Source organism: Solihabitans fulvus (assembly GCF_008386585.1).
In the GTDB taxonomy this organism is placed as follows: domain Bacteria; phylum Actinomycetota; class Actinomycetes; order Mycobacteriales; family Pseudonocardiaceae; genus Solihabitans; species Solihabitans fulvus.
Genome location: NZ_VUOB01000052.1, coordinates 17,291 through 38,615 on the forward strand (window position 1 = coordinate 17,291; position 21,325 = coordinate 38,615).

General features: G+C 70.3%; 16 protein-coding genes and 1 pseudogene. 12 read left to right on the forward strand and 5 right to left on the reverse strand.

Translation table 11 applies throughout. The features are described 5' to 3' along the window. The first annotated feature begins 68 nt into the window (after window positions 1–68). From F0L68_RS26455 to F0L68_RS26485, 7 genes are all read left to right on the forward strand, one after another. Window positions 69–977 carry a TIGR03619 family F420-dependent LLM class oxidoreductase gene (locus F0L68_RS26455; RefSeq protein WP_149852519.1) on the forward strand — a complete coding sequence of 303 codons (909 nt, stop codon included), beginning with the start codon at window positions 69–71 and terminating at the stop codon, window positions 975–977. A gap of 48 nt (window positions 978–1,025) precedes the next feature. Continuing rightward, window positions 1,026–1,712, forward strand: a complete 687-nt coding sequence (locus tag F0L68_RS26460; protein ID WP_149852520.1) for a DUF4232 domain-containing protein — start codon at window positions 1,026–1,028, stop codon at window positions 1,710–1,712. A gap of 147 nt (window positions 1,713–1,859) precedes the next feature. After that, a complete protein-coding gene (locus F0L68_RS26465; protein ID WP_149852521.1) occupies window positions 1,860–3,473 on the forward strand; it encodes a TIGR02677 family protein in 1,614 nt (537 codons plus the stop codon). Further along, window positions 3,470–4,690 (forward strand): TIGR02678 family protein, encoded by a 1,221-nt coding sequence (locus tag F0L68_RS26470; protein ID WP_149852522.1) that lies wholly within the window; start codon window positions 3,470–3,472, stop codon window positions 4,688–4,690. The genes F0L68_RS26465 and F0L68_RS26470 overlap by 4 nt, the downstream gene beginning before the upstream one ends. Window positions 4,691–4,698: 8 nt before the next feature. Beyond that, the gene (locus F0L68_RS26475; protein ID WP_188316842.1) at window positions 4,699–8,799 is read left to right on the forward strand and encodes a TIGR02680 family protein; all 4,101 of its coding nucleotides are present in this window, start codon (window positions 4,699–4,701) and stop codon (window positions 8,797–8,799) included. A gap of 8 nt (window positions 8,800–8,807) precedes the next feature. Beyond that, on the forward strand, window positions 8,808–10,046 hold the full coding sequence (locus F0L68_RS26480; RefSeq protein ID WP_149852524.1) for a TIGR02679 family protein: 1,239 nt from the start codon (window positions 8,808–8,810) through the stop codon (window positions 10,044–10,046). 36 nt (window positions 10,047–10,082) lie between these two features. Next, window positions 10,083–10,238, forward strand: a complete 156-nt coding sequence (locus F0L68_RS26485; RefSeq protein ID WP_223199151.1) for a PIN domain-containing protein — start codon at window positions 10,083–10,085, stop codon at window positions 10,236–10,238. 336 nt (window positions 10,239–10,574) lie between these two features. Here the strand turns inward: F0L68_RS26485 and F0L68_RS26490 are convergent, their stop codons facing one another. Further along, the gene (locus F0L68_RS26490) at window positions 10,575–11,090 is read right to left on the reverse strand and encodes an ATP-binding protein (protein ID WP_188316848.1); all 516 of its coding nucleotides are present in this window, start codon (window positions 11,088–11,090) and stop codon (window positions 10,575–10,577) included. A gap of 198 nt (window positions 11,091–11,288) precedes the next feature. Between F0L68_RS26490 and F0L68_RS26495 the strand changes: the two genes are divergently transcribed. Further along, window positions 11,289–11,558, forward strand: coding sequence for a type II toxin-antitoxin system Phd/YefM family antitoxin (locus F0L68_RS26495; RefSeq protein ID WP_149852525.1), 270 nt, complete (start codon window positions 11,289–11,291; stop codon window positions 11,556–11,558). Then, window positions 11,548–12,003 carry a type II toxin-antitoxin system VapC family toxin gene (locus tag F0L68_RS26500; protein ID WP_149852526.1) on the forward strand — a complete coding sequence of 152 codons (456 nt, stop codon included), beginning with the start codon at window positions 11,548–11,550 and terminating at the stop codon, window positions 12,001–12,003. The genes F0L68_RS26495 and F0L68_RS26500 overlap by 11 nt, the downstream gene beginning before the upstream one ends. Window positions 12,004–12,066: 63 nt before the next feature. Here the strand turns inward: F0L68_RS26500 and F0L68_RS26505 are convergent, their stop codons facing one another. Then, complete coding sequence (locus F0L68_RS26505) at window positions 12,067–12,744, reverse strand: MBL fold metallo-hydrolase (RefSeq protein WP_149852527.1); 678 nt, start codon at window positions 12,742–12,744, stop codon at window positions 12,067–12,069. A gap of 199 nt (window positions 12,745–12,943) precedes the next feature. Here F0L68_RS26505 and F0L68_RS26510 point away from each other — a divergent pair. After that, a pseudogene (locus tag F0L68_RS26510) lies at window positions 12,944–13,876 on the forward strand (acyltransferase family protein); the annotation flags it as partial. Between the two features lie 131 nt (window positions 13,877–14,007). Here the strand turns inward: F0L68_RS26510 and F0L68_RS26515 are convergent. Then, a complete protein-coding gene (locus F0L68_RS26515) occupies window positions 14,008–14,802 on the reverse strand; it encodes a maleylpyruvate isomerase family mycothiol-dependent enzyme (RefSeq protein ID WP_149852528.1) in 795 nt (264 codons plus the stop codon). A 114-nt stretch (window positions 14,803–14,916) separates the two neighbouring features. Between F0L68_RS26515 and F0L68_RS26520 the strand changes: the two genes are divergently transcribed. Together F0L68_RS26520 and uvrA are read left to right on the forward strand one after the other, a co-directional pair. Continuing rightward, window positions 14,917–16,221 (forward strand): MFS transporter, encoded by a 1,305-nt coding sequence (locus F0L68_RS26520; RefSeq protein WP_149852529.1) that lies wholly within the window; start codon window positions 14,917–14,919, stop codon window positions 16,219–16,221. A 214-nt stretch (window positions 16,222–16,435) separates the two neighbouring features. Next, window positions 16,436–19,306: an excinuclease ABC subunit UvrA gene (gene uvrA / locus F0L68_RS26525; RefSeq protein WP_149852530.1), complete on the forward strand. Its 2,871-nt coding sequence runs from the start codon at window positions 16,436–16,438 to the stop codon at window positions 19,304–19,306. 58 nt (window positions 19,307–19,364) lie between these two features. Here uvrA and F0L68_RS26530 read toward each other — a convergent pair whose 3' ends face one another. Next, the gene (locus F0L68_RS26530) at window positions 19,365–20,387 is read right to left on the reverse strand and encodes a GNAT family N-acetyltransferase (protein ID WP_149852531.1); all 1,023 of its coding nucleotides are present in this window, start codon (window positions 20,385–20,387) and stop codon (window positions 19,365–19,367) included. 155 nt (window positions 20,388–20,542) lie between these two features. Continuing rightward, window positions 20,543–21,259 carry a carbon-nitrogen hydrolase family protein gene (locus F0L68_RS26535; protein ID WP_223199153.1) on the reverse strand — a complete coding sequence of 239 codons (717 nt, stop codon included), beginning with the start codon at window positions 21,257–21,259 and terminating at the stop codon, window positions 20,543–20,545. Window positions 21,260–21,325 lie beyond the last annotated feature (66 nt).

The window sequence follows — 21,325 nt, forward strand, 5'->3', positions numbered from 1 at the left end:
CTCTCCTTTCCCACCAACGCTTCCACCCAAGATCCGCACCCAAGATCCGCACCCGAGAAAGGAGCGCCATGCGCATCGGACTGGCCGTCCCGCAGTACGGCCCCTTCGCCGATCCCACCGCGGTGGTCGAGGTCGCCAGAGCCGCCGAGACCATCGGCTTCGACAGCCTCTGGGTCTGCGACCGCGTCATGGCCCCGCTGCACCCCCGCGACCTGTATCCCGGGGGCGACGGGGTCATGCCCGCCCGGTACGCGACCTTCCTTGACCCGCTGCCGATCCTCACGCTCGTGGCGTCGGTCACCACCAGGGTCCGGTTGGGCACCAGCACCCTCAACGCCCTGTGGCAGCCGCCGATGCTGCTGGCGCGCACCCTGAGCACCCTCGACCACATCAGCGGCGGACGCCTCGACGTCGGGATCGGGCTCGGCTGGTCCTCGGACGAGTACCAGGCGGTCGGCGTGCCGTGGGCGGGCCGGGGCGCGCGGCTCGACGAGACCCTGGACGTGCTGCTGGCGGCCTGGACGGGCGATCCCGTCGAACACACCGGGACGCTGTGGACCGTGCCGCCGTCGAGGGTCTGGCCCAAGCCGGTGCAACGCCCGCACCCGCCGCTGCTGCTGTCCGGGTTCACCCCGGCGGGGCTGGCCAGGGTCGGCCAGCGCGCGGACGGCTGGCTGGGTGTCGCGCTGCCGCTGCTGGCCGGCACGTGGCAGGCCATCCGAGGACACGCCGAGCTGGCGGGCCGGGACCCCGACGCGCTGCGCATGCCGCTGCGCGTCAACCCGATGATCACCGACGCGCCCGTAGACCCGGAGCTCGTGCCGCACCAGGGCACCGTCGAGCAGGTCGCCGAGTACCTGCTCGCCGCCGCCGAGATCGGCGCGGACGAGGTCCTCGTCGACTTCCAGCAGACCGCCGACTCCACTGGCGAACTGCTAGATCTGGCCGGAGCCATGCACGCGGCATTGCGCTCCTAGCACACTGTCCGGTCCAAGATTGTTTTCAACACAGCTCAGGGGGCTCTAGTGAAGTACGTCAAACCGGCCGGGATCGCGGTGCTTGCGATCGGGCTGCCGTTGCTGTTGGGGGCGTGCGACTGGACGGCCAGCGCGAACGGCCACGACGGCGGCCAGCAGACCAGCAACCAGCAGTCGAGTAACCAGCAGACGGCCAGCCAGTCCGCGCAGCAACCCACCAGCCAGCAGCAACCGACGGGCAACCAGTCGTCGCCGACGGCCGGGACACCGGCCCCGCCGCCGGCCGGCCAGGCCACCCGCTGCCACACGCAGGACCTGTCGGCCCGGCTGGGCACCCCGCAAGGTGCCCCGGACGCCCAGCAGACGGTGGCCCTGATCTACACGAACACGTCGGGCCGCGCGTGCACCCTGAACGGGTTCGTCGGCGTCGACCTGCACGGAGCCGACCACCTCACGTTCGGTCCCACCTTCTCGCTGACCCGGAACTCGGACACCCCCGCGCTGATCACGCTGGCGCCCGGCGGGACCGCGCACGCGACGATCACCGTCCTCGCGCCGAGCGTCCGGGGCCCGAACGACGGCCAGGACGCGTGGACCCCGGACTCGGTCGTGACCACCCCGCCGGACGAGACGACCCAGCTCACCGTCCCGTGGACCGGCGGCCCCGTGCTACGGCAGGACGGCGCCACCCACCCCGGCAGTTTCGTCGGCTCCTTGGTGGAGGGCACCGGCTGACGTCGTCGCCGAGCCGCGCCGGTCGTCGAGCGGTTCGGGGGCGGCCGGTCGAGGCACGCCCGCCGGACCGGTGTGGGACCGGGCCCTGCGCGGCGCTCAGGTGCCGCGGTGCCAGAACTGTCAGGGCGAGCGGTCACAATAGGTAGCATGACCAGCGGCCGACGTGACGAGGAGAGCGCTGCCACCGATGTGCCTCGGCAGCCGTTCGCGCACCTGAGCGCGCCGAACGCGGTGTTCTACCGCGATGTGTTGATGACGTTCGCGCGAGCCAGGGACCGGTTCATCGTGCACATGCGGCCCGAGGACGTCATCGCGGACCTCGGGCGACCCGGCGAGACCGAGCAGGTTGTCGCGGCGCTGGACAAGCTCAAGGAGTGGGGCAACCTCCGGGCCGATCCCGACACCAGCCGGGTGACCAGCGTCGAGGACTTTCATCGCGCGCGCTACCTGTACCAGCTCACCGCCGCCGGCCAGGCGGCCGAACAGGCGATCGCGGTCTACGAGGAGGCCATCGGCCGGCGTGGGTCGTTGCAGTCGGTCGCGCTCTCCGACATCGCCGACCAGTTGCGGTCGCTGGCTGGGATCGCCGACCAGTCGACCGACCTCGACCCCGCCAAGGTGCATCTGCTGCTGCTCGCGCTCGCCGAACGGTTCGCCGGTCTGGCCGACAACGCACAGGCATTCATGGCCTCGCTGCGCCGTGTGATCGACTTCGCCGACGGCGACGTCGATGCCTTCGTCGCGTACAAGCAGCGGCTCATCGACTACATCAACCGGTTCATCGCCGATCTGGCCAATCGCGGGGCCGAGATCGCCACTCTGCTCAGCGGCGTCGAGTCAGCCGGTGTCGAACGGTTGCTGCTGGTCGCGGCCCGTCGCGAGGCCGCTGACTCCGTGCCAGACCTGCCCGACGACGACGCGGAGAACGACGACCCGACCGCCGCCTACGAGGCGGCCATCGGCGAATCACTGGCCGCGTGGCGCAACCGCTGGCGTGGACTGCGAGACTGGTTCGTCTCGGCCGACTCACGCCACCCGTCGCAGGCTCGGTTGCTGCGCGGCGCCGCGGTCACCGCGATCACGCAGCTGATCGACACCGTGGCCGCGTTCAACGAACGTCGATCCGGCCGCTCGGACCGGTCGGCCGATTTCCGTACGCTGGCCCGTTGGTTCGCCGAGGCACCGGACGACGCGGCCGCGCACACGCTGTGGCGAACGGCGTTCGGTCTCACCTCGACCCGTCACCTGACGGTCACGCAGGACACCGTGGCCGCGTGGGAAGAGGAACAGCCGACCTCGGCCACGCCGTGGCGGGACGCTCCGCCGGTACGGATCAGCCCGCAACTGCGCAAGACCGGTTCATACGAGCGGCGTGGCCAGCCCAACCGGGTTGCCGACCGTGCGGAACAGCGCCGGCTGCTGGCCGAGCACGCTGACCGCGAAGCCGTCGAGACCAGCGCGGCGCGCCGGCGGCTGTGCACCGAAGGGCCCGTGCCGCTGTCCGGGCTCGGCGACCTCGACACCCGCGCGTTCCGGCTGTTCCTCGGCCTGCTGGGGGACGCGATGTCAGCCCGCAGGCCCGGCGACACCGAGGTCCGGACCACGACAAGCGACGGCACGATGGAAATCCGACTGTCTCTTGTGGACGGTGGTGGCGTGGTGCGGATTCCCACTGAGGACGGGGTGTTGTGCGGTCCTGAACACCTTGTCGAGATCATCTATCTGGCGGGCGTCCGCCACGCGATGGAGGCGACGGCGTGATAGACGACGAGGCCGGGGCACAGCGCAGGGCCGCGCTGCGCGTGCTGCTGGTCAAGCCACTGCTGATCGCCGGCGTCGATGACGAGGCGCTTCGGCTGGTCCGCAGGCATGTTGTCGAACTGCGAGAATGGCTGGCTGCGGAGACCGGCTGGCGACTGGCGGTAGACGCCGAATCGGCCCGCCTGTTCAAGACCGTGCCCGATGGTGGCGGCGACGGCACCCGCCCGGCGCGCGATGGCCGGGGTCGGTCGGCGTTCGGCCGTCGCCGCTACGTGCTGCTCTGCTTGGCGTTGTCGGTGCTGGAACGGGCCGACGCGCAGATCACCCTCGGTCGACTTGCCGAGGGCGTGCTGGTCGCGGCCAGCGAGCCGGAACTGGCCGACGCCGGCGTCGTGTTCACCCTGAGCCGCCGGGACGAGCGGTCCGATCTGGTGGCGGTCGTGCGGCTGTTACTCGGGCTCGGTGTGGTGGAACGGGTCGCGGGCGATGAGGACGCTTACCTGTCGGACACCGGGGACGTGCTCTACGACGTTCGGCGCAGGGTGCTGGCCACGTTGTTGGCCGGTGCGCGAGGTCCGTCCACCATCGACGCGCCCGACCACGACCAGCGGCTGCGCGAGTTGACCGACGAGCCGGTGCCCGACACTGACGACCTGCGCAACCGGGCACTGCGGCACCGGTTGACCCGCAGGTTGCTCGACGACCCGGTGGTCTACTACGACGACCTGACCGAAGACGAGCGCGCTTACCTTGTGGGCCAGCGACACGCGATCACCCGGCGGATCGAGGAGGCCAGCGGCCTGGTCGCGGAGATGCGGGCCGAGGGGATCGCGATGGTCGACCCCGACGACGAGCTGACCGACGTGCGGATGCCCGAGCAGCGCACCGACGGCCACGTGACCCTGCTCGTCGCCGAGTACCTGGCGTCCCAAGTGGACGCCCCGGTGCAGGTGGACCGGTTGCGTGCGCACGTCCGGAGAATGGCCAAGGAGCACGAGAACTACTGGCGGCGGGGTGTCACCGAGCCCGGTGCCGACGCCGAACTGCTCGCGATCGCGCTGGACAAGCTGCGTGCGCTCCGGCTGGTCGCCGACATCCCGGGCGAGCAGCCCTCGGTGCTCGCCCGGCCCGCGATCGCCCGCTACGCGATGCAGGCGCCGACCATCCGCACCGGACCAGCACAACGACGATCGACGAGGAAGGCCGACCGCAGGTGACCACCGGAATGCCGACCCCACACCGTGAGCGCTGGCAGCCGCTTCGCGCTGGCCTGGTCGATCTCTTCTACTACGACGTCGAGGAGTTCCACTTCCACGACGGCAGGTTGCTGTTGCGCGGCAACAACGGCACCGGCAAGTCCAAGGTTCTCGCGCTCACGCTGCCGTTCCTGCTGGACGGGGAACTGGCCCCGCACCGGGTCGAGCCCGACGGCGACCGGAACAAGCGGATGGAGTGGAACCTGCTGCTGGGCGGCAGACATCCGCACTCGGAACGACTCGGCTACACCTGGCTGGAATTCGGTCGGCAACGTGGCGACGGCACGGCCGAATACCGCACGATCGGTGCCGGACTCAAGGCGGTCGCGGGGCGCGGCATCGCCCGGCACTGGTTCTTCGTCACCAGCCAGCGCGTCGGGCCGGAACTGTCGCTGCTCAGCCCGACTCGGGTGGCGCTGACCAGGGAGAAGCTGCGGGACGCCGTGGACGGCCACGGTGCCGTCTACGACACCGCGTCGGACTACCGTCGGGCGGTGGACGAGGCGCTGTTCGGACTGGGCACGCACCGCTACGAGGCACTGGTCAATCTGCTGATTCAGCTACGTCAACCGCAGTTGTCCAAGAAGCCGGACGAGAAGCTCGTGTCCCGTGCGCTGACCGAGGCACTGCCGCCGCTGGACCCGGCACTGGTGACCACTGTGGCCGAGGCGTTCCGCGGCCTGGACGAGGAACGGGAGGCGCTGCGCGGACTGAACGAGGCCAAGGCCGCCGCGGAGAAGTTCCTTGGCCACTATCGCAGGTACGCGGGTGTGGCGGCCAAACGTGGCGCGACGCCACTGCGCCAGACGCACAGCCGCTACGAACAGCTCGGCAGGGAACTCGGTGAGGCCGACACGGCATACGAGCACGCGACGCAGGCGTTGGAGGCCGTGCAGCGGCGGCTCGACGAGTTGGCCGGTGCCAGGGACACCCTTGAGGCGCGGCGCGCCGCCCTACAGGAGAGTCCGGAGATGCGCGACGCCGAAGCGTTGCGGATGGCGGGCCAGGAATCCCAGCGGCTGGCTCAGTTCGCCTCGGCGCGGGAGACCGATCGGGCTTCCGCCGCCGACGCGGCCCTGCGCCGGGAACGTCAGTTGGCGCAGGCACGACAGACGGCAGAGACGGACGACGCGGCCTTGCGGTCCGCGCGGGACGCCGCGGCCAACGCGGCCAACGCGGCTTTGATCACCGCCGCGCACGCCTCGGTGCTGGCCGCGCTGGCGGCCGACGAGCCGCCGTACCCGAACGCCGATCGGGCCGGCATGGCGCTGATCGAATCGCGGGCGACGGCGATCACCCGAGTGGAGCAGTTGCTGGGGCGGGCACACGCGGCGGAGGCCGCGCTGCGGGCCGCACGAGTCGAGCTGGACCGGGTCACCGGCGAACGGCAGGCCGCCATCGACCGGATCACTGTCGCCGAAGGCGTCACGTCCGAACGTGCCGGTGCGCTCCTGACGGCATACGCCGACTACCTGGCCGGGGCCGGCCACGTGCGGATCCTGGACCAGGACGACGTGCTCGCCGCGTTGGACGCCTGGACGGAGGCCCCCGCCGGCCCGAACCCCGCAGCCACGGCCGTCGATGAGGCAGTCCGAGCGGCCACCGCCGAACTCGGCCGAGCGCAGGCCGATGCGGACCGCCGCAGGGCCGACGCCGAACGGGCGCGCGACGAGGTCGCCGAGGAGATCGCTCGGCTGGAGGAGGGCGGCCACGACGCCCCGCCCGTCCCGTACCTCCGCGACCAGCAGGGCAGAAACGACCGGCCCGGCGCACCGCTGTGGCGGGTGGTGGACTTCGCCGAGGGCCTGCCCGATGAGCACCGGGCCGGTATCGAGGCCGCGTTGGAAGCGGCTGGCATCCTGGACTCCTGGGTGACGCCGGAGGGTGAGCTGCGCGACGCCGTCGACGACGTCGTGGTGCATGCCGGTGCGGTCGTACCCGGCGGCAATCTGACGGCGGTGCTGATCCCGGCCATCGACCGGGCCGACGCGAAGGCGGCCACGCTCACTGACGCCGCGGTGACCGCCGTGCTGGCGGGCATCGGGCTTGGTCCCGGCGCGACCACCTGGGTCGGCGTGGACGGCCGGTTCGCCAACGGGCCGCTGAGCGGGTCCTGGCACAAGGAGACGGCAGGTTACCTCGGAGAGGGCGCACGGGAGGCAGCCCGCCGGGCCCGGTTGGATCGGCTGCGCGGGCAGTCGGCCGCGATCCTGGCTCAGCTCGACCACCTGTCGACGATCGAGACCGAACTGGCCGAGCGGGCCGCCGCGCTGGCCGCCGAGCACCTGGCACAGCCGCCGGACACGGAGCTGCGGGAGGCGCACGTCAAGCTCGCGGCCGAGCACGAGACCAGGCGCCGCGTGGACGGCCAGCTGGCCGAGGCCGAGGCGACGGTTGCCGAGCGGGCGCAGCTGTCTCGGACCGCGTGGGCGGAGACCACCGAGTTCGCCGGCGACGTCGGCCTGCCGACGGATTCGGGCGAACTGGCGGCCGTTCGGGCCGCGGTCGGCGACTACCGCGTCGCCTTGGCTGGTCTGTGGCCGGCTGCGCGAGCGGCCGACCGGGCGCGCGATGACGTCGGCGATGCCGAGTTGGAACTCGACGCGGCCGTGGAACTGCGGGAACACGCTGTCGCCGCGGCGGAGCGGTCCCGCAGTGACGCGGATGTCGCGGCCGAACGGCACCGGGTGCTGGTCGAGACGGCCGGTGCCGGCGTCGACGAGCTGTACCGCAAGCTGGATGTGGTGGCGACCGAACTGGCTGAGCGCGACGAGCACGAGCGGCGGGCGCGGGAGGACGAGCGACGAACTCGCGACGAGCGAGGCACGGCCAACGGCCGCAGGGAGACGCTGAGCGAGTCGATCACCGTCGCAGCCGCCGAGCGGGACCAGGCGATTGTCGCGTTGCGTGCCTTCGTCGGCACCGGGCTGCTGCACACCGTGCTGCCCGACCTCGACGTGCCCGATCCGGCCGAGGAATGGACACCGAGGTCGGCAGTCGGGGTGGCCCGCGCTGTCAACGCCGCACTGGACGCTGTCGACGACGGCGACCGGCCGTGGGAACTGGTGCAACAACGGGTGTCGGCCGAGCACAAGGTGCTCACTGACACGCTGTCGCGTCACGGCCATTCGGTCGGCATGACGGTTCGCGATGGCGTCATCGTGGTGGACGTGCTGTTTCAAGGGCGCAAGCAGCACGTCCCCGACCTGGTGGACGGCCTGGCGGCAGAGACCGAGCAGCGGGGTGCCCTGCTGTCCGCGAAGGAGCGGGAAATACTGGAGAACCACCTGGTCAACGAGGTGGCCGGCACGTTGCAGGAACTGATCACCGGCTCCGAGGAGCAGGTTGCGGCGATCAACACCGACCTGGCCGACCGGCCGACCTCCACCGGGATGCGGCTGCGACTCCAGTGGCGGGTGGCGCGGACCGCGCCGGCGGGGCTGTCCCGCGTGCGCGATCGGCTGCTCCGCCAGACGGCGGACGCGTGGACCATCGAGGACCGGTCGGCGGTCGGCGCTTTCCTCCAGGAGCAGATCAACCGGGAGCACACCGAGGATGCCGCTGGCGGCTGGGCTGACCAGCTGACTCGCGCGCTGGACTATCGCGGGTGGCACGAGTTCGCCATCCAGCGCCACCAGGACGGCCAGTGGCGTCCGGCGTCAGGTCCGGCGTCCGGTGGGGAGCGGGTGCTGGCTGCGTCGGTGCCGCTGTTCGCCGCCGCGTCGTCGTTCTACACCTCGTCCGGAAACCCACACGCGCCAAGGCTTGTCGCACTGGACGAGGCGTTCGCTGGCGTGGACGACGACTCGCGGGCGAAGTGCCTTGGCCTGCTGGCCGCGTTCGACCTGGATGTGATGATGACAAGCGAGCGCGAGTGGGGCTGTTATCCGCAGGTGCCGGGGCTTGCCATCGCCCAGCTCGCCCGTCGGGACGGGATCGACGCGGTGCTGGTCACGCCGTGGCGGTGGGACGGTCGCGAGCGGGTCGAGGCGGAGCGACCGGTGCCGTTTGTGCCGGAACGGCCGGTGGCTGCGCCGACCGGCGATCAGACCGCCGTGCTGTTCGAGTAGGAGGTGCGGTGGACGAGCCACGTGTGCGCCGGCTGCTCGGTGGCGAGGACACCGCCTGGCTGGTGGACCGGGTGCGCCGCAGGCTCGAACTCGGCAAGCCGGTCGTCGGCACGGTCACTCTGGCCTCGGCCGGTGTTGAACAGCGGCGTGCGGTCGAACGGCTACTCGGTCGCCGTGCCGGGAGCGGCCGGTCGCTCACTGTCTCGCTGGAGGAGGTCGACGCGGTGCTTCGCGCCAGCGGCGCCGCCCCGGAGGGGCTCGCGGCCGCAACCCGAGCTCTCCTTGGCACGGTGCGGGATCGGGCCGCCGAGGCGACGGCGTGGATGGCGGTCTATGAGCCGCTCGCGGAGTTGGCCGAGCGACGGCCGGAGTTGGCCGCATGGCGTGCGTGGCTGGATGCCACGGGCATGGTTCGTCGACTGACGGCCGGTCCCGCCGATGCGGCGACGCTCGTGGCCGAACTTGTGCGGGTGCTCGATCGGCTGCCCGCCGCCGGTGTCGCGCTGGGTCGTCTGGCCGCCGAGACCACCGGCGACGCACACGGGCTGGACGACGGCAAGCCGTTGGCCACCCTGATGCTCGCAGCGGTCCGCGTGCTGGCCGGCGCCGCCCCGATTGGTGACGGATCCGCCTTCGAACGCCGGTCCTCCTGGGCTGCCGTTGGGGTGCACCGGGACGAGCTGTCGTCGTCCGTGCTGTGCGTGGGGCTGCCCGGAGGCGTCACGACGTTGGTGGGCCGGATGGTCTCGTTGGCAAGGGAAGCCGGCGAGCCGGTCGCGTTGACCCTGCGCCAGCTCAACCGCGACCGGCCCGATCTCGGCGTCCGCGACGGCCACGTGTGGGTCTGCGAGAACCCGATCGTGCTCGCCTCCGCCGCCGACGAGTTGGGGCCGCGCTGTCCGCCGCTGGTGTGTCTGAGCGGGCAGCCATCGGCAGCGGTGCTTCGCCTGCTGGACCTGCTCGCCGAGACCGGCGCCCAGTTCTCTTACCACGGTGACTTCGACTGGGGCGGTGTCCGCATCGGCAACACACTGCGTGACCGTTTCGGTTGGCGCCCATGGAGGTTCGACGCGCCGGCCTATCTCGCCGCCCTGGCGTCGGTCCGTGGTGGCACGTTGGCCGGTCGACCCGTTGATGCCGCCTGGGACCCGGATCTCCGCCCGGCGCTCGAACACCACGGCATCCATGTTCAGGAGGAGTTGGTGCTCCCGGATCTCATCGCCGACCTGTTGGCGGTCGCCCCCTGAGTTCTGGCGCACACAGCGACGCGGTACGGCACATTGGTGGCGCTGACCCTGGAAACGAAACGCGACCCGAAGCCGCGCCGCATCGACCTGATGATCGCCGCCATCGCGTCAGCCCGAGGGCTGCCGCTCTACGCACGCAACGAGCGCGACTTCAAGGGCCTGGAACAGATGGTTGAGGTCGTAGCCGTGTGAGGCGGCGGCAGGCGGCTCTTCAGACTCTGCGGCGCGTATCGCGAATCGCGGACCGCGACAAGGCGAAACGGAGCAGCGAGTCGCAGTTCCCCGGCGACGTCGTTTTCCCCAAGCCACCCGGGAAGAGTGTGTCACCACAGCGGTGAACGCATCAGCTGGCTGGAGTGATGAGAGAGCTGGCCCAAGTAGTCCCGGACTGAACGCTGCATGAGAAAGAGCCGGTTCAGAGGTCAGTCGCGGTTCTGTTGGATACGTGTCCGAGGTGATGGGACGTGGCCATGGCGACCCACTTGGTCACCGACCCGGCGGTTCGTCCGCCTTTGCGTCGGCACCGCATCAGCTCGCGGTCTCCCCATGAGTACTGTAGTCGCGGCGGCGCAGTTCGGATGAGTGATCGATCCCGGGACCATGCCGGAACGCGGCATCCACGAACCGGTCGGGCGCTCCGTGCATCTCTCCCTGGGAGAACGGCCAGAGTTCGATCACCTCCATACGGCCGGGCAGCGCGTCGGGGAGGGTTCGCATGGCCAGGATCCGTGAGGAGCCCGTCAGGAGGTAGCGGCCGGGTGTCGGATCCAGATCCACCGACACCTTGATCGGCTGAAGAAGTTCTGGGACCAGCTGGATCTCATCGATGACCATCAGGCTGTCGTGCTCTACGAACCCCGTGGGGTCGTCTTTGGCGGCACGCAGCGTCGTGGGATCGTCGAGCAGGCGGAGAACTGATCGCTGACGGTTCGTGGCAAGCCTGGTCAACGTGCTCTTGCCGGCCTGGCGAGCGCCGTTGACCAACACGACTCGGGTGTCGTCGGGCGCCTCGTGGACCAGCGACTCGGCGTGGTGGGGAATCAAGTGGTGGGGCTGCTGAGGCCTGGTTTCAGTATGCCTCAGCAGCAAGATCAACGGTCATCTGGACGGTACTGCGGTGGTCATCTGGACGGTCGGCCTGTGGTCTGATGGCTGCGTAGTTCATGGTCATCTCGACGGCGGGGCAGCGGTGACCATGCCACCAGGTAGCACCGTGTGGCACACCTGGGTATGATTGGTGGCATGTCGATCCAACCCGAGATCACCCAGCGCGACCTGCGGAGCCGGTCCAAGGAGATCATGGACGCGGTCGAGCACGGGCAGTCGTTCACGGTCACCCGTGACGGCCACCGGATCGGGGAATTGATCCCACTGCGCCGCCGTCGACGGTTCGTTCCTCGACAGGAGTTCGCCGCCATGTCACGCAACGCGCCCAGCGTCGACATCGAGATCTTCCGTGCGGACCAGGAAGCCGCGATCGATCACGAGGCGGACAGCCCGTATGACCGGTAAGCGCCACGAGCAGGGATTGCTCGACACGAACATCGTGATCCTGCGCAGGTGGATCGACCCGACCGAGCTGCCCGACGAGATGGCGATCAGCGCGATCACGCTGGCCGAGCTGTCGGCCGGGCCGCATGAGGTCCGCGGCAACGATGAGCAGAGCGTCTACGAGGAGCATGCGGAACGGGCGCGTCGACTGGAGATTCTCCAACGTGTGGAGAACGAGTTCGACGCGATCCCGTTCGACGCCGAAGCCGCGCGGATCTACGGCCGCGTTGCCGCGGCCGTGATCGGAGCGGGCCGCAAGCCGCGTGGTCGGTTCGCGGACTTGATGATCGCGTCGATCGCGGTCGCTGAGGGGCTGCCGTTGTACACGACGAATCCCAAGGACTTCGTCGACCTCGACGCACTGCTGACGATCGTGCCGGTCAACCGCCCCATGCTCCAGAACTAGAGAGCTTCGGACTAAAGAAACGGGGCCGCCTGATCGCTCAGACGGCCCCGCCACAGAAACAGCTCACCAGCCGCGGGCGCGCCATTCGTCGATGTGCGGCTTCTGCTCGCCGAGCTTCGAGTCGTCGCCGTGGCCGGGGTAGAACCAGGTGTCGTCGGGCAGCACGTCGAACAACCGCGACTGCACATCGTTGATCAACGACGTGAAGTTCTCCGGCGACGTCGTTTTCCCCACGCCTCCGGGGAACAGGGAGTCGCCGGTGAACAGGTGCGGGTGGCCCTCGGGGTCGCGGTAGAGCAGCGCGATCGAGCCGGGGGTGTGGCCGCGCAGGTGGATCACGGTCAGCTCGATCTCGCCGAATCGGACCGTGTCGCCGTGCTCGACCAGCTGGTCGGCTGGGACGGGCAGCGCGGCGGCGTCCTCGGGGTGCACGACGGTGTTGGCGCCGTTCGCGCCCGCCACCGCGCCGAGCGCCTGCCAGTGGTCGCCGTGCTGGTGGGTGGTCACGATCGTGGTGAGCTGGGGGCGGTTCGCGTCGTGGCCGATCAGGTCGGACAACCGCTCGGGGTCGTTGGCGGCGTCGACCAGCAGCGCCTCGCCGCTGCGGCGACACACCAACAGGTAGGCGTTGTTGTCCATCGGCCCGACGGACACCTTTGTGATCGTCAGCTCGGGAAGCGTGCGCCGCGCGGCGGCACCGCCGGGCTCGACGTGACCGGTGTAGTCCTCAAGTACCTGCACAACGGCCAACGGTAGTCGGTCCCGCCACACCGCCGCACGCCTTCAGCGTCCCTACAGGTTGTGGTCGTAGAGTGATCAGGGCGTCACGGAACGCCCAAGAATCACCCAAGTCTCGCGCCGGAACGGGTTACGACTGCTCGTGTTGACCTCCTCAGCCACCACCGCGCCGGCCGGCGCCGGCCCGCGGTCCCCCCGCAGGGTGAGCTGGGACTTTCTTCGGGTGCTCGCCGTGCTGGCGGTCGTTCTCCAACACGCCACGCACGCGGGCCCGGCCAACCACCCGGAGCTGGGGCGCCCCCCGTTCACGGTCTCCCTGGAGATGGGCGCCAGCACCCTCGTGGTGATCTCCGCCTTCTTCGCCTGCGCCTCGCTGGCCAAGGGCCGCCCTGCCCGATTCCTGCGCAACCGGCTCGCCAGGGTGCTGCCCGCCTACGCGGTCGCCGTCGTCGGCACCTACCTGCTGCTGCGCTGGGTCGCCCCCGCAGGCTGGAGCGAGCTGGAACCCCGCGACGTCGTCCTCAACATCCTGCTGCTCCAGAACTGGCTGCCCGACGTCCGATTCGTCGACTTCTCCTACTGGACGCTGCCGGTCCAGGTGTTCGGCTTCGTCGCGGCCGCCCTGCTCTACTCCCGCACGCTCGGCCGAGGCGTCGGGCTTCGGCTGCTGCTGTGGTCGCTGGTGGTCGGCCCGGTCGTGCTGCGCGAGTGGACCGAGGACCCCGGCCCGCTGCGCACGCTGTTCGACGGCTTCGCCATGCACCGCGCGCACCTGTTCGCCGTCGGCATCGCGGTCTACCTGTGGTCGCGCCGCCGCCTGCACGGCGCGCACCTGGCCGCGATGCTCGCCGCCGCCCTCACCGTGCAGTGGGTGCACAGCGACGACCTGCCCTCGACGATCGGCCTCGGCGTGCTGCTGCTCGGCGTGTGCGCGGCGGCGGGCGGCCCCGACTGGCGTTGGGGCCCGCTGGCCGCGCTCGCCCGGCCGGCCGGTTGGCTCGCCGGCATCTCCTTCGGCGTCTACCTCGTGCACCAGGAGATCGGCTACGTCGTGATGGACCGGCTGGTCGAGTTCGGCGCGGGCCCGTGGACGGCGCTGGCCGGCTTCCTCGGCTCGGCCGTGCTGCTCGGCTGGCTGCTCACCCGCTTCGTGGAACGGCCCGTGTACCGGTGGCTGACCGAGGACGGCGGCCTCACGGCCGTGGTCGTGCGGCTCGCGCTCGCGTTCCGGCTGCGCCGCGCCAGGTGGGTCGCCGACGAGCTTGGCTACCTCCAGGCCGGCAACGTCGGCGGCTGGCCGACCAACGTCGAGCCGGTCTCCCTGCCGGTCAGCCAGCCGAGCATCGCGTTGGCCGAGCCGCGCACCTCGGCGGAGTTCTCGGTCGGCTCGCCCAGCTCCCACACCGCCTGACGGCCGCCGGGCAGGTCGACCGTGAGCCGCACCGGGGGCACCCCCGGCTTGACGGCGTAGTAGAGCACCGCGTCGTAGATCAGCACCTCGACGTGCTCGGCCGGCACGTCGTCGAACCCGACGCCGCGATCGAGGTCCACGATGTGGACCCACAGTTCGCGCAGCCGGGCCCACGGCAGCGAATACGCCGACACGGGCTGGCCGACCGAGTTCGTCACCTCGGCCTCCCACGCGGCGGCGGGCAGTTGCTCGGCCGCGACCGCGAGGCGCTGACACGCGGCCTCCAGGTCGGCGCGCACCAGCTGCACCGGCCGCGTCGCGCCCTCGGCGATGTCGGCGTCCCGGTCGGCCCTGCTGGCGTACGCGGGATGCTCGACACCCGTTCTCGCCCAGGTCAGCAGGTTCACCTGGGCGTCGGCCTGCCGCGCGAGATGGCTCAGCACGTGCGCTCTGCTCCAGCCCGGCAGCAGGCTCGGCTCGCGCAGCGCGGCGTGGTCGAACTCCTCGACCAGCTCGTACAGCCGCGAGGTCGCCTGTGCCACGGCGGCCATCCCGCGCCTCGCGGAGCTGGCCGCCTCCGAGTGTTCGCGCGGCGGCGGCACGGTGTCTCCCGTGAGGTCTGCGGCAACTTCAGGTTCGGCGGTGGACATATCGCGCCCCTCCCCGACGTTGAGGCGTGATCAGTGACGGACTTCAAGACTAGAAGTGTCCGCTACCAACCGGTAGTACCAGTTCAACGTCAACACGCGGACAGGGAGAAGCCAATGACGGACACGGCCAGGGCTCAGGGGTTAGGCCGGCCGCTCGACGCGGCCCAGCGCAGGCGGGGGCTGGTCGCCGCCGCGATCGGCAACGCGTTGGAGTGGTTCGACTGGAACGCGTACGTCATCTTCACGATCTACTTCTCCGGCCAGTTCTTCCCCAAGGGCGGTACCGGCGCGACGGCGGTGCTCAGCTCGCTGATCGTCCTCGCGGTCGGCTTCTTCTTCCGCCCGCTCGGCGGCGCGCTGCTCGCCGCGTTCACCGACCGGCACGGCAGGCGGGCCGGCCTGACGCTGTCCGTGGTGTTGATGGGTGGCGGCAGCCTGCTCATCGCCGTCTCGCCCACCTACACGCAGGTCGGTCTGCTCGCCCCGGTGCTGCTGGTGGTCGCGCGCGTCGCGCAGGGCCTGTCCACCGGCGGCGAGTTCGCCGCCTCGACGACCTACCTCGTCGAGCTCGCCCCGGCCGGCCGGCGCGGCCTCTACGGCAGCATCGTCTACGTCAGCAACGCGTTCGGCACCCTCGGCGCCACCCTGCTTGCCACGCTGCTGCTGAACACGCTCGGCAAGGCCGCGCTGACCGACTGGGGCTGGCGGATCCCGTTCGCGATCGGCGCGCTGCTCGCGCTGTACGGCCTGTACCTGCGGCGCAGGCTCCAGGAGACCGAGGTGTACCTGGCCGGCAGTGAGCGCAGGGTGGCCCGGCCGACGCTGGAGGCGCTGCGCCGACACCCCAGGGCCACGCTGCGGGTGATCGGCTTCACCGTCGGCGCGACCACGGCGTACTACACCTTCGCCGTCTACCTGCCGACCTACGCCAGGTCGGCGCACGGCGTGCCGGCGACGAGCGCGCTCTGGGCGTCGGTCGCCGCCCAGCTGCTGTTCATCGCCGTCCTGCCCGCCTTCGGACTGCTGTCCGACCGGATCGGCCGCAGGCCGCTGCTGATCGTGTTCGCCGCTGGCTACGTGCTGCTGTCCGTCCCGTTGTTCCTGCTGATGAACTCCTCTCCGTGGTCGCTGTTCGTGTCGATGTCCGCCGGGCTCGTGCTGTTCGCCTGCTACGGCGCGGTCGTCCCGGCCGCGATGGCCGAGCTGTTCCCGACCGAGGTGCGCACGGCCGGCATCGGCCTGCCCTACGCCCTGACCGTCGCGGCGTTCGGCGGCACCGCGCCCTACCTGGTCGAGGCGCTCGGCTCGGCCGGGCACGGCTGGGTCTTTCCCTGGTACCTGGCGGCGTTGTGCCTGGTCAGCCTGATCGTCTACGTCATGTCACGGGAGACGCGCGACACCGAGCTGACCGCTGAGTGAGGCGGGCTCCGGGTTTTGTCGGTGCCGCCATCTAGCATGGGTGGCGGCCTTAGCTTGGCCGTCCACAACTAGTAGAACCCCGGCGAGCCCGGTTCCGTTGCACCTTGTACTGTCCTCGAACATATGTTCGGGCGATGTGCACGCGGTTCCTGCTGGCGGCCAGCAGGCGCCGACAGCTCGCCGGACTCGGCACACCGCTTCCGAAGGGACCACAGTGGCCGACCGCCTTGTCGTTCGCGGCGCCCGCGAGCACAACCTGCGCGGCGTTGACCTCGACCTGCCGAGGGACAGCCTCATCGTGTTCACGGGGTTGTCCGGATCGGGCAAGTCCAGCCTCGCCTTCGACACGATCTTCGCCGAGGGGCAGCGTCGCTACGTCGAGTCGCTGTCCGCCTACGCGCGCCAGTTCCTCGGCCAGATGGACAAACCGGACGTGGACTTCATCGAGGGGTTGTCGCCCGCGGTGTCCATCGACCAGAAGTCCACCAGCCGCAACCCGCGCTCGACCGTGGGCACCATCACCGAGGTCTACGACTACCTCAGGCTGCTCTACGCGCGGGCGGGCAAGGCGCACTGCCCGACCTGCGGCGAGCCGATCAGCAAGCAGACCCCGCAGCAGATCGTCGACCAGGTGCTCGCCATGGAGCAGGGCACCAGGTTCCAGGTCCTCGCGCCCGTCGTACGGGGTCGCAAGGGCGAGTACCTGGACATGTTCTCCCAGCTCCAGGCGCAGGGCTATGCGCGGGCCAGGATCGACGGCGTGGTCCACTCGCTCGCCGAGCCGCCGAAGCTGAAGAAGCAGGAGAAGCACGAGATCGAGGTCGTGATCGACCGCCTCTCGGTCAAGGCGAGCTCCAAGCAGCGGCTCACCGACTCGGTGGAGACCGCGCTGCGGTTGGCCGACGGCCTGGTCGTGCTGGAGTTCGTCGACCTGCCGGAGGACGACCCGCACCGCGATCGCGGCTTCTCCGAGAACCTGGCCTGCCCCAACGGTCACCCGCTCGCCATCGAGGATCTCGAACCCCGCTCGTTCTCCTTCAACTCGCCCTACGGCGCGTGCCCGGAGTGCACCGGCATCGGCGTGCGCAAGGAGGTCGACCCCGAGCTGGTCGTGCCGGACGACGAGCTGTCGCTCGGCGACGGCGCGGTCGCCCCGTGGGCGGGCGGGCAGACCGCCGAGTACTTCCAGCGCCTGCTCGAATCGCTGGCCGAGACCATCGGGTTCCGGATGGACACGCCGTGGCGGCGGCTGACCGCCAAGGTGCAGAAGGCGGTCCTGCACGGCATCGACGAGCAGGTGCACGTCCGCTACCGCAACCGCTACGGCAGGGAACGCTCGTACTACGCCAACTTCGAGGGCGTCATCCCGTTCCTCGAACGGCGGCAGGAGCAGACCGAGTCCGAGTACATGCGGGAGAAGTACGAGGGCTACATGCGGGAGGTGCCCTGCCCGACCTGTCGGGGGTCCCGGCTCAAGCCGGAGATCCTCGCGGTCACGCTGGAGCACGCGACGCAGGGCGAGATGTCCATCGCCGAGGTGTGTGCGCTCAGCGTCGGGGAGGCCTCGGAGTTCCTGGAGGGCCTGCACCTCGGCCAGCGCGAGACGATCATCGCCGGCGCGGTCCTCAAGGAGATCCAGGCGCGGCTGCGGTTCCTGCTCGACGTCGGGCTCGACTACCTCTCGCTGGACCGGGCGTCCGGCACGCTGTCCGGCGGCGAGGCGCAGCGGATCCGGCTGGCCACGCAGATCGGTTCCGGCCTGGTCGGCGTGCTCTACGTGCTGGACGAGCCGTCGATCGGCCTGCACCAGCGGGACAACCACCGGCTGATCGAGACGCTGACCAGGCTGCGCGACCTCGGCAACACGCTGATCGTGGTCGAGCACGACGAGGACACCATCCGGACGTCCGACTGGGTGGTGGACATCGGCCCCGGCGCTGGCGAGCACGGCGGCGAGGTCGTGCACAGCGGCACGTACAAGAAGCTGTTGGACAACAAGAAGTCGGTGACCGGGGCGTACCTGTCCGGTCGCGAGCGGATCCCGCTGCCGGCGGCCCGGCGCAAGACCGACCGCAAGCGGCAGCTCACCGTGGTCGGCGCGCGCGAGCACAACCTTCGCGGGATCGACGTGTCCTTCCCGCTTGGCTGCCTGGTGTCGGTCACCGGCGTGTCGGGGTCGGGCAAGTCCACGCTGGTCAACGACATCCTGGCGACGGTGCTGGCCAACAAGCTCAACGGCGCGCGGCAGGTGCCCGGCCGGCACACCAGGGTCAAGGGCCTTGAGCACGTCGACAAGCTGGTGCAGGTCGACCAGTCGCCGATCGGTCGGACGCCGAGGTCGAACCCGGCGACCTACACGGGCGTGTTCGACAACATCCGCAAGCTGTTCGCGGCGACCACCGAGGCGAAGGTCCGCGGCTACCAGCCGGGGCGGTTCTCCTTCAACGTCAAGGGCGGCCGCTGCGAGGCGTGCTCCGGCGACGGCACCATCAAGATCGAGATGAACTTCCTGCCGGACGTGTACGTGCCGTGCGAGGTGTGCAAGGGCGACCGGTACAACCGGGAGACCCTCGAGGTGCACTACAAGGGGAAGACCATCTCGGAGGTCCTCAACATGCCGATCGAGGAGGGCGCGGAGTTCTTCAAGCCGATCACCTCCATCCACCGGTACCTGCAAACGTTGGTGGACGTAGGGCTCGGCTACGTGCGGCTCGGCCAGCCAGCCCCGACGCTGTCCGGCGGCGAGGCGCAGCGCGTGAAGCTGGCCAGCGAGCTACAGAAGCGGTCGACCGGCAAGACGGTCTACATCCTCGACGAGCCGACCACCGGCCTGCACTTCGAGGACATCCGCAAGCTGCTTGGCGTGATCAACGGCCTGGTGGACAAGGGCAACAGCGTGATCGTGATCGAGCACAACCTCGACGTGATCAAGACCTCGGACTGGCTGGTCGACATGGGCCCCGAGGGCGGCTCCGGCGGCGGCCTCGTGCTGGCCGAGGGCACTCCGGAGGAGATCGCCGACGTCGAGGAGAGCTACACGGGCCAGTTCCTGCGCCAGGTCCTCGCGGAGAGCGTGGTCGGCTGACCTTCGCCGCGCCGCTCGCCCCCGCCGGCAGGTGTCGGGGGCGAGCGGGCGCAGGCCGTCAGGGCTGGGCTTCGAGGCGGGCCGCCAGCGTCGCAACGGACTGAGTCAGGACGATCGCGCTCCGGGTCGTGGTGAAGCCGAGCTGGTGGTTGACCCGGATCATGTGCGTGTTGACAGCGCCGGTCGTGGTCCAGAAGCGTTCCAGGTCGGGGCGGTCGGCCAACAACCACCGCGCCATGTGCGCCTTGATCCACCTGCCGAGGCCGTGGCCCCGGTGCGCGGCGAGCACCGCGGTGTCACGCTGGAAGGCCCAGGTCGGTTGGTGCGGCTGCACTTCTAGTTCGGTGAGCCCCGCGACCGTGCCCGTGGCCTCGTGCACGGCCACCACGGTCCGCGACTCGACGTCGAGCCGTCGCCGTTCGGCCTCGGCCGCACGCATTCGGTCGACCGTCCACTGTGGATTACTCATGCTCGACTGCCCGAGCGGAGAATCGTGAATCGCCTCTCGTGCCTGAACATAGGACGCCACAAGGGCGTCGGGTGCGGCGCCGATCCACCGCTCAAGGCGATAGCCCGTTGGCGCGGCCACCTCCCACAGTGACGTGTCGGCCTCCGCGATCAGCAACACCTGCTGGACCGTCTCGTGCACGGTCTCGAAGCCGAGCCTGGTGGCCCACGAATCGCCGGTGCCGCCCTTGGGCACCTGCCAGCACTCCACCAGGCGGCGGCCGTCGGCCCGGATCGCCGGCACGATTGCGCGTGCCAGGGTGCTGCCGATTCCCTGGCCGCGAGACTGCGGGTGCACCCTGACGTTCGCGATCACCAGGTGGCTGTTCTCCACTTCCGGGAAGTACATGTTCGCCACGCCTGCCATCTCGCCGCCGCGATGCGCCGTCCAGTGTCGCAGCGGCCCGAAGCCCGTGAAGGGATTGCGCAGGCGGCCGACCAGGTTCTCGTAGGTCAGCGGAGGATCATCCGGCAGGTCCACCTGCTGGCTCGCCGCGACGATCCGGTGGTAGCCGAGCAGATCGTCCGCACCTGCCGACTCGATCTCGAAGTCCCTGATCTCGATGTCCGTCACCACGCCCCCTTGCGTTCCATTGCACGCCCGTCACAGGGAACGTAGGGAGTCGACCCGCCGCCTGTCGACGGAGTAGTCGTCCGCGCCGGGCCTGACCGGATCGACGCGACCGCGCCCACCTGGCGCCGCCGACCACTGCGCCTGGTGCCGTGCCGTCAGAACGCGGTTCGCGCGTCGCTCCTCGGGTCGCCGTGCACGACGCGGTCCTCGTACAGGCCCGCCCGTGCCGTGCGGCGCCACGGTCGCGCCAGCCGGAGGGACATGTCGATGTCGGCGTCCTTCGCGTCCCGGTCCAGGTCGGCGATCGCCAGGCCGGGCCTGCCGTCCCCGTCGCAGCGCGCGATCCACTGGCCGCCCGGCGCGACCAGCCCGGCCGGCGCGGTCGCGCTGAACTGCGCCGGCACGGAGTAGCCGAGCCAGTAGCCGTAGAGGGTGCCGTAGGCCTGGGCGACGACCGCGCGGGCCGCGTCGTCGACCATCACCGAGGCAAGCACGCAGTCGACGTCGAGGCGCTCGTACTCGGCGAACAGCTCGGGGAAGTTGACCTCGATGCAGAGCGCGCATCCGAAGCGGAAGCCGTCGACCTCGAAGACCAGCGGTTCCGTTCCCGGGGTGTACATGAACCGGACCTCGGTGTTGGACAGGAAACGCTTGTCGTAGCGGCCGACCAGGCTGCCCTGGTCGGAGACCACGTAGAGGCTGTTGTGCGGGCGGTTCGACCCGGACAGCCGGTGCGGCGACCCGAACGCGACCCAGATGCCGAGTTCTCCCGCCAGTTCGGCGATCGCGGCAGACTCCTCCTGCATCACCTGCCACGCGGCGCGGCTCCAGTCCGCGTCGCCGACCGTGTCAGGACCGGTCGAGGACAGCACGCGCTTGCTCGGGTAGGTGATCGCGCCTTAGAGCTCCTAACACGATGACTGTTCGGCTCGCGACGC

Excerpts from the sequence above, each read along its gene's own strand:
- F0L68_RS26515 (WP_149852528.1), bottom strand. The coding sequence starts at position 14,802 with ATGTCCACCGCCGAACCTGAAGTTGCCGCAGACCTCACGGGAGACACC.
- F0L68_RS26475 (WP_188316842.1), top strand. The coding sequence starts at position 4,699 with ATGCCGACCCCACACCGTGAGCGCTGGCAGCCGCTTCGCGCTGGCCTG.
- F0L68_RS26520 (WP_149852529.1), top strand. The coding sequence starts at position 14,917 with ATGACGGACACGGCCAGGGCTCAGGGGTTAGGCCGGCCGCTCGACGCG.
- F0L68_RS26495 (WP_149852525.1), top strand. The coding sequence starts at position 11,289 with ATGTCGATCCAACCCGAGATCACCCAGCGCGACCTGCGGAGCCGGTCC.
- F0L68_RS26465 (WP_149852521.1), top strand. The coding sequence starts at position 1,860 with ATGACCAGCGGCCGACGTGACGAGGAGAGCGCTGCCACCGATGTGCCT.
- F0L68_RS26455 (WP_149852519.1), top strand. The coding sequence starts at position 69 with ATGCGCATCGGACTGGCCGTCCCGCAGTACGGCCCCTTCGCCGATCCC.
- F0L68_RS26500 (WP_149852526.1), top strand. The coding sequence starts at position 11,548 with ATGACCGGTAAGCGCCACGAGCAGGGATTGCTCGACACGAACATCGTG.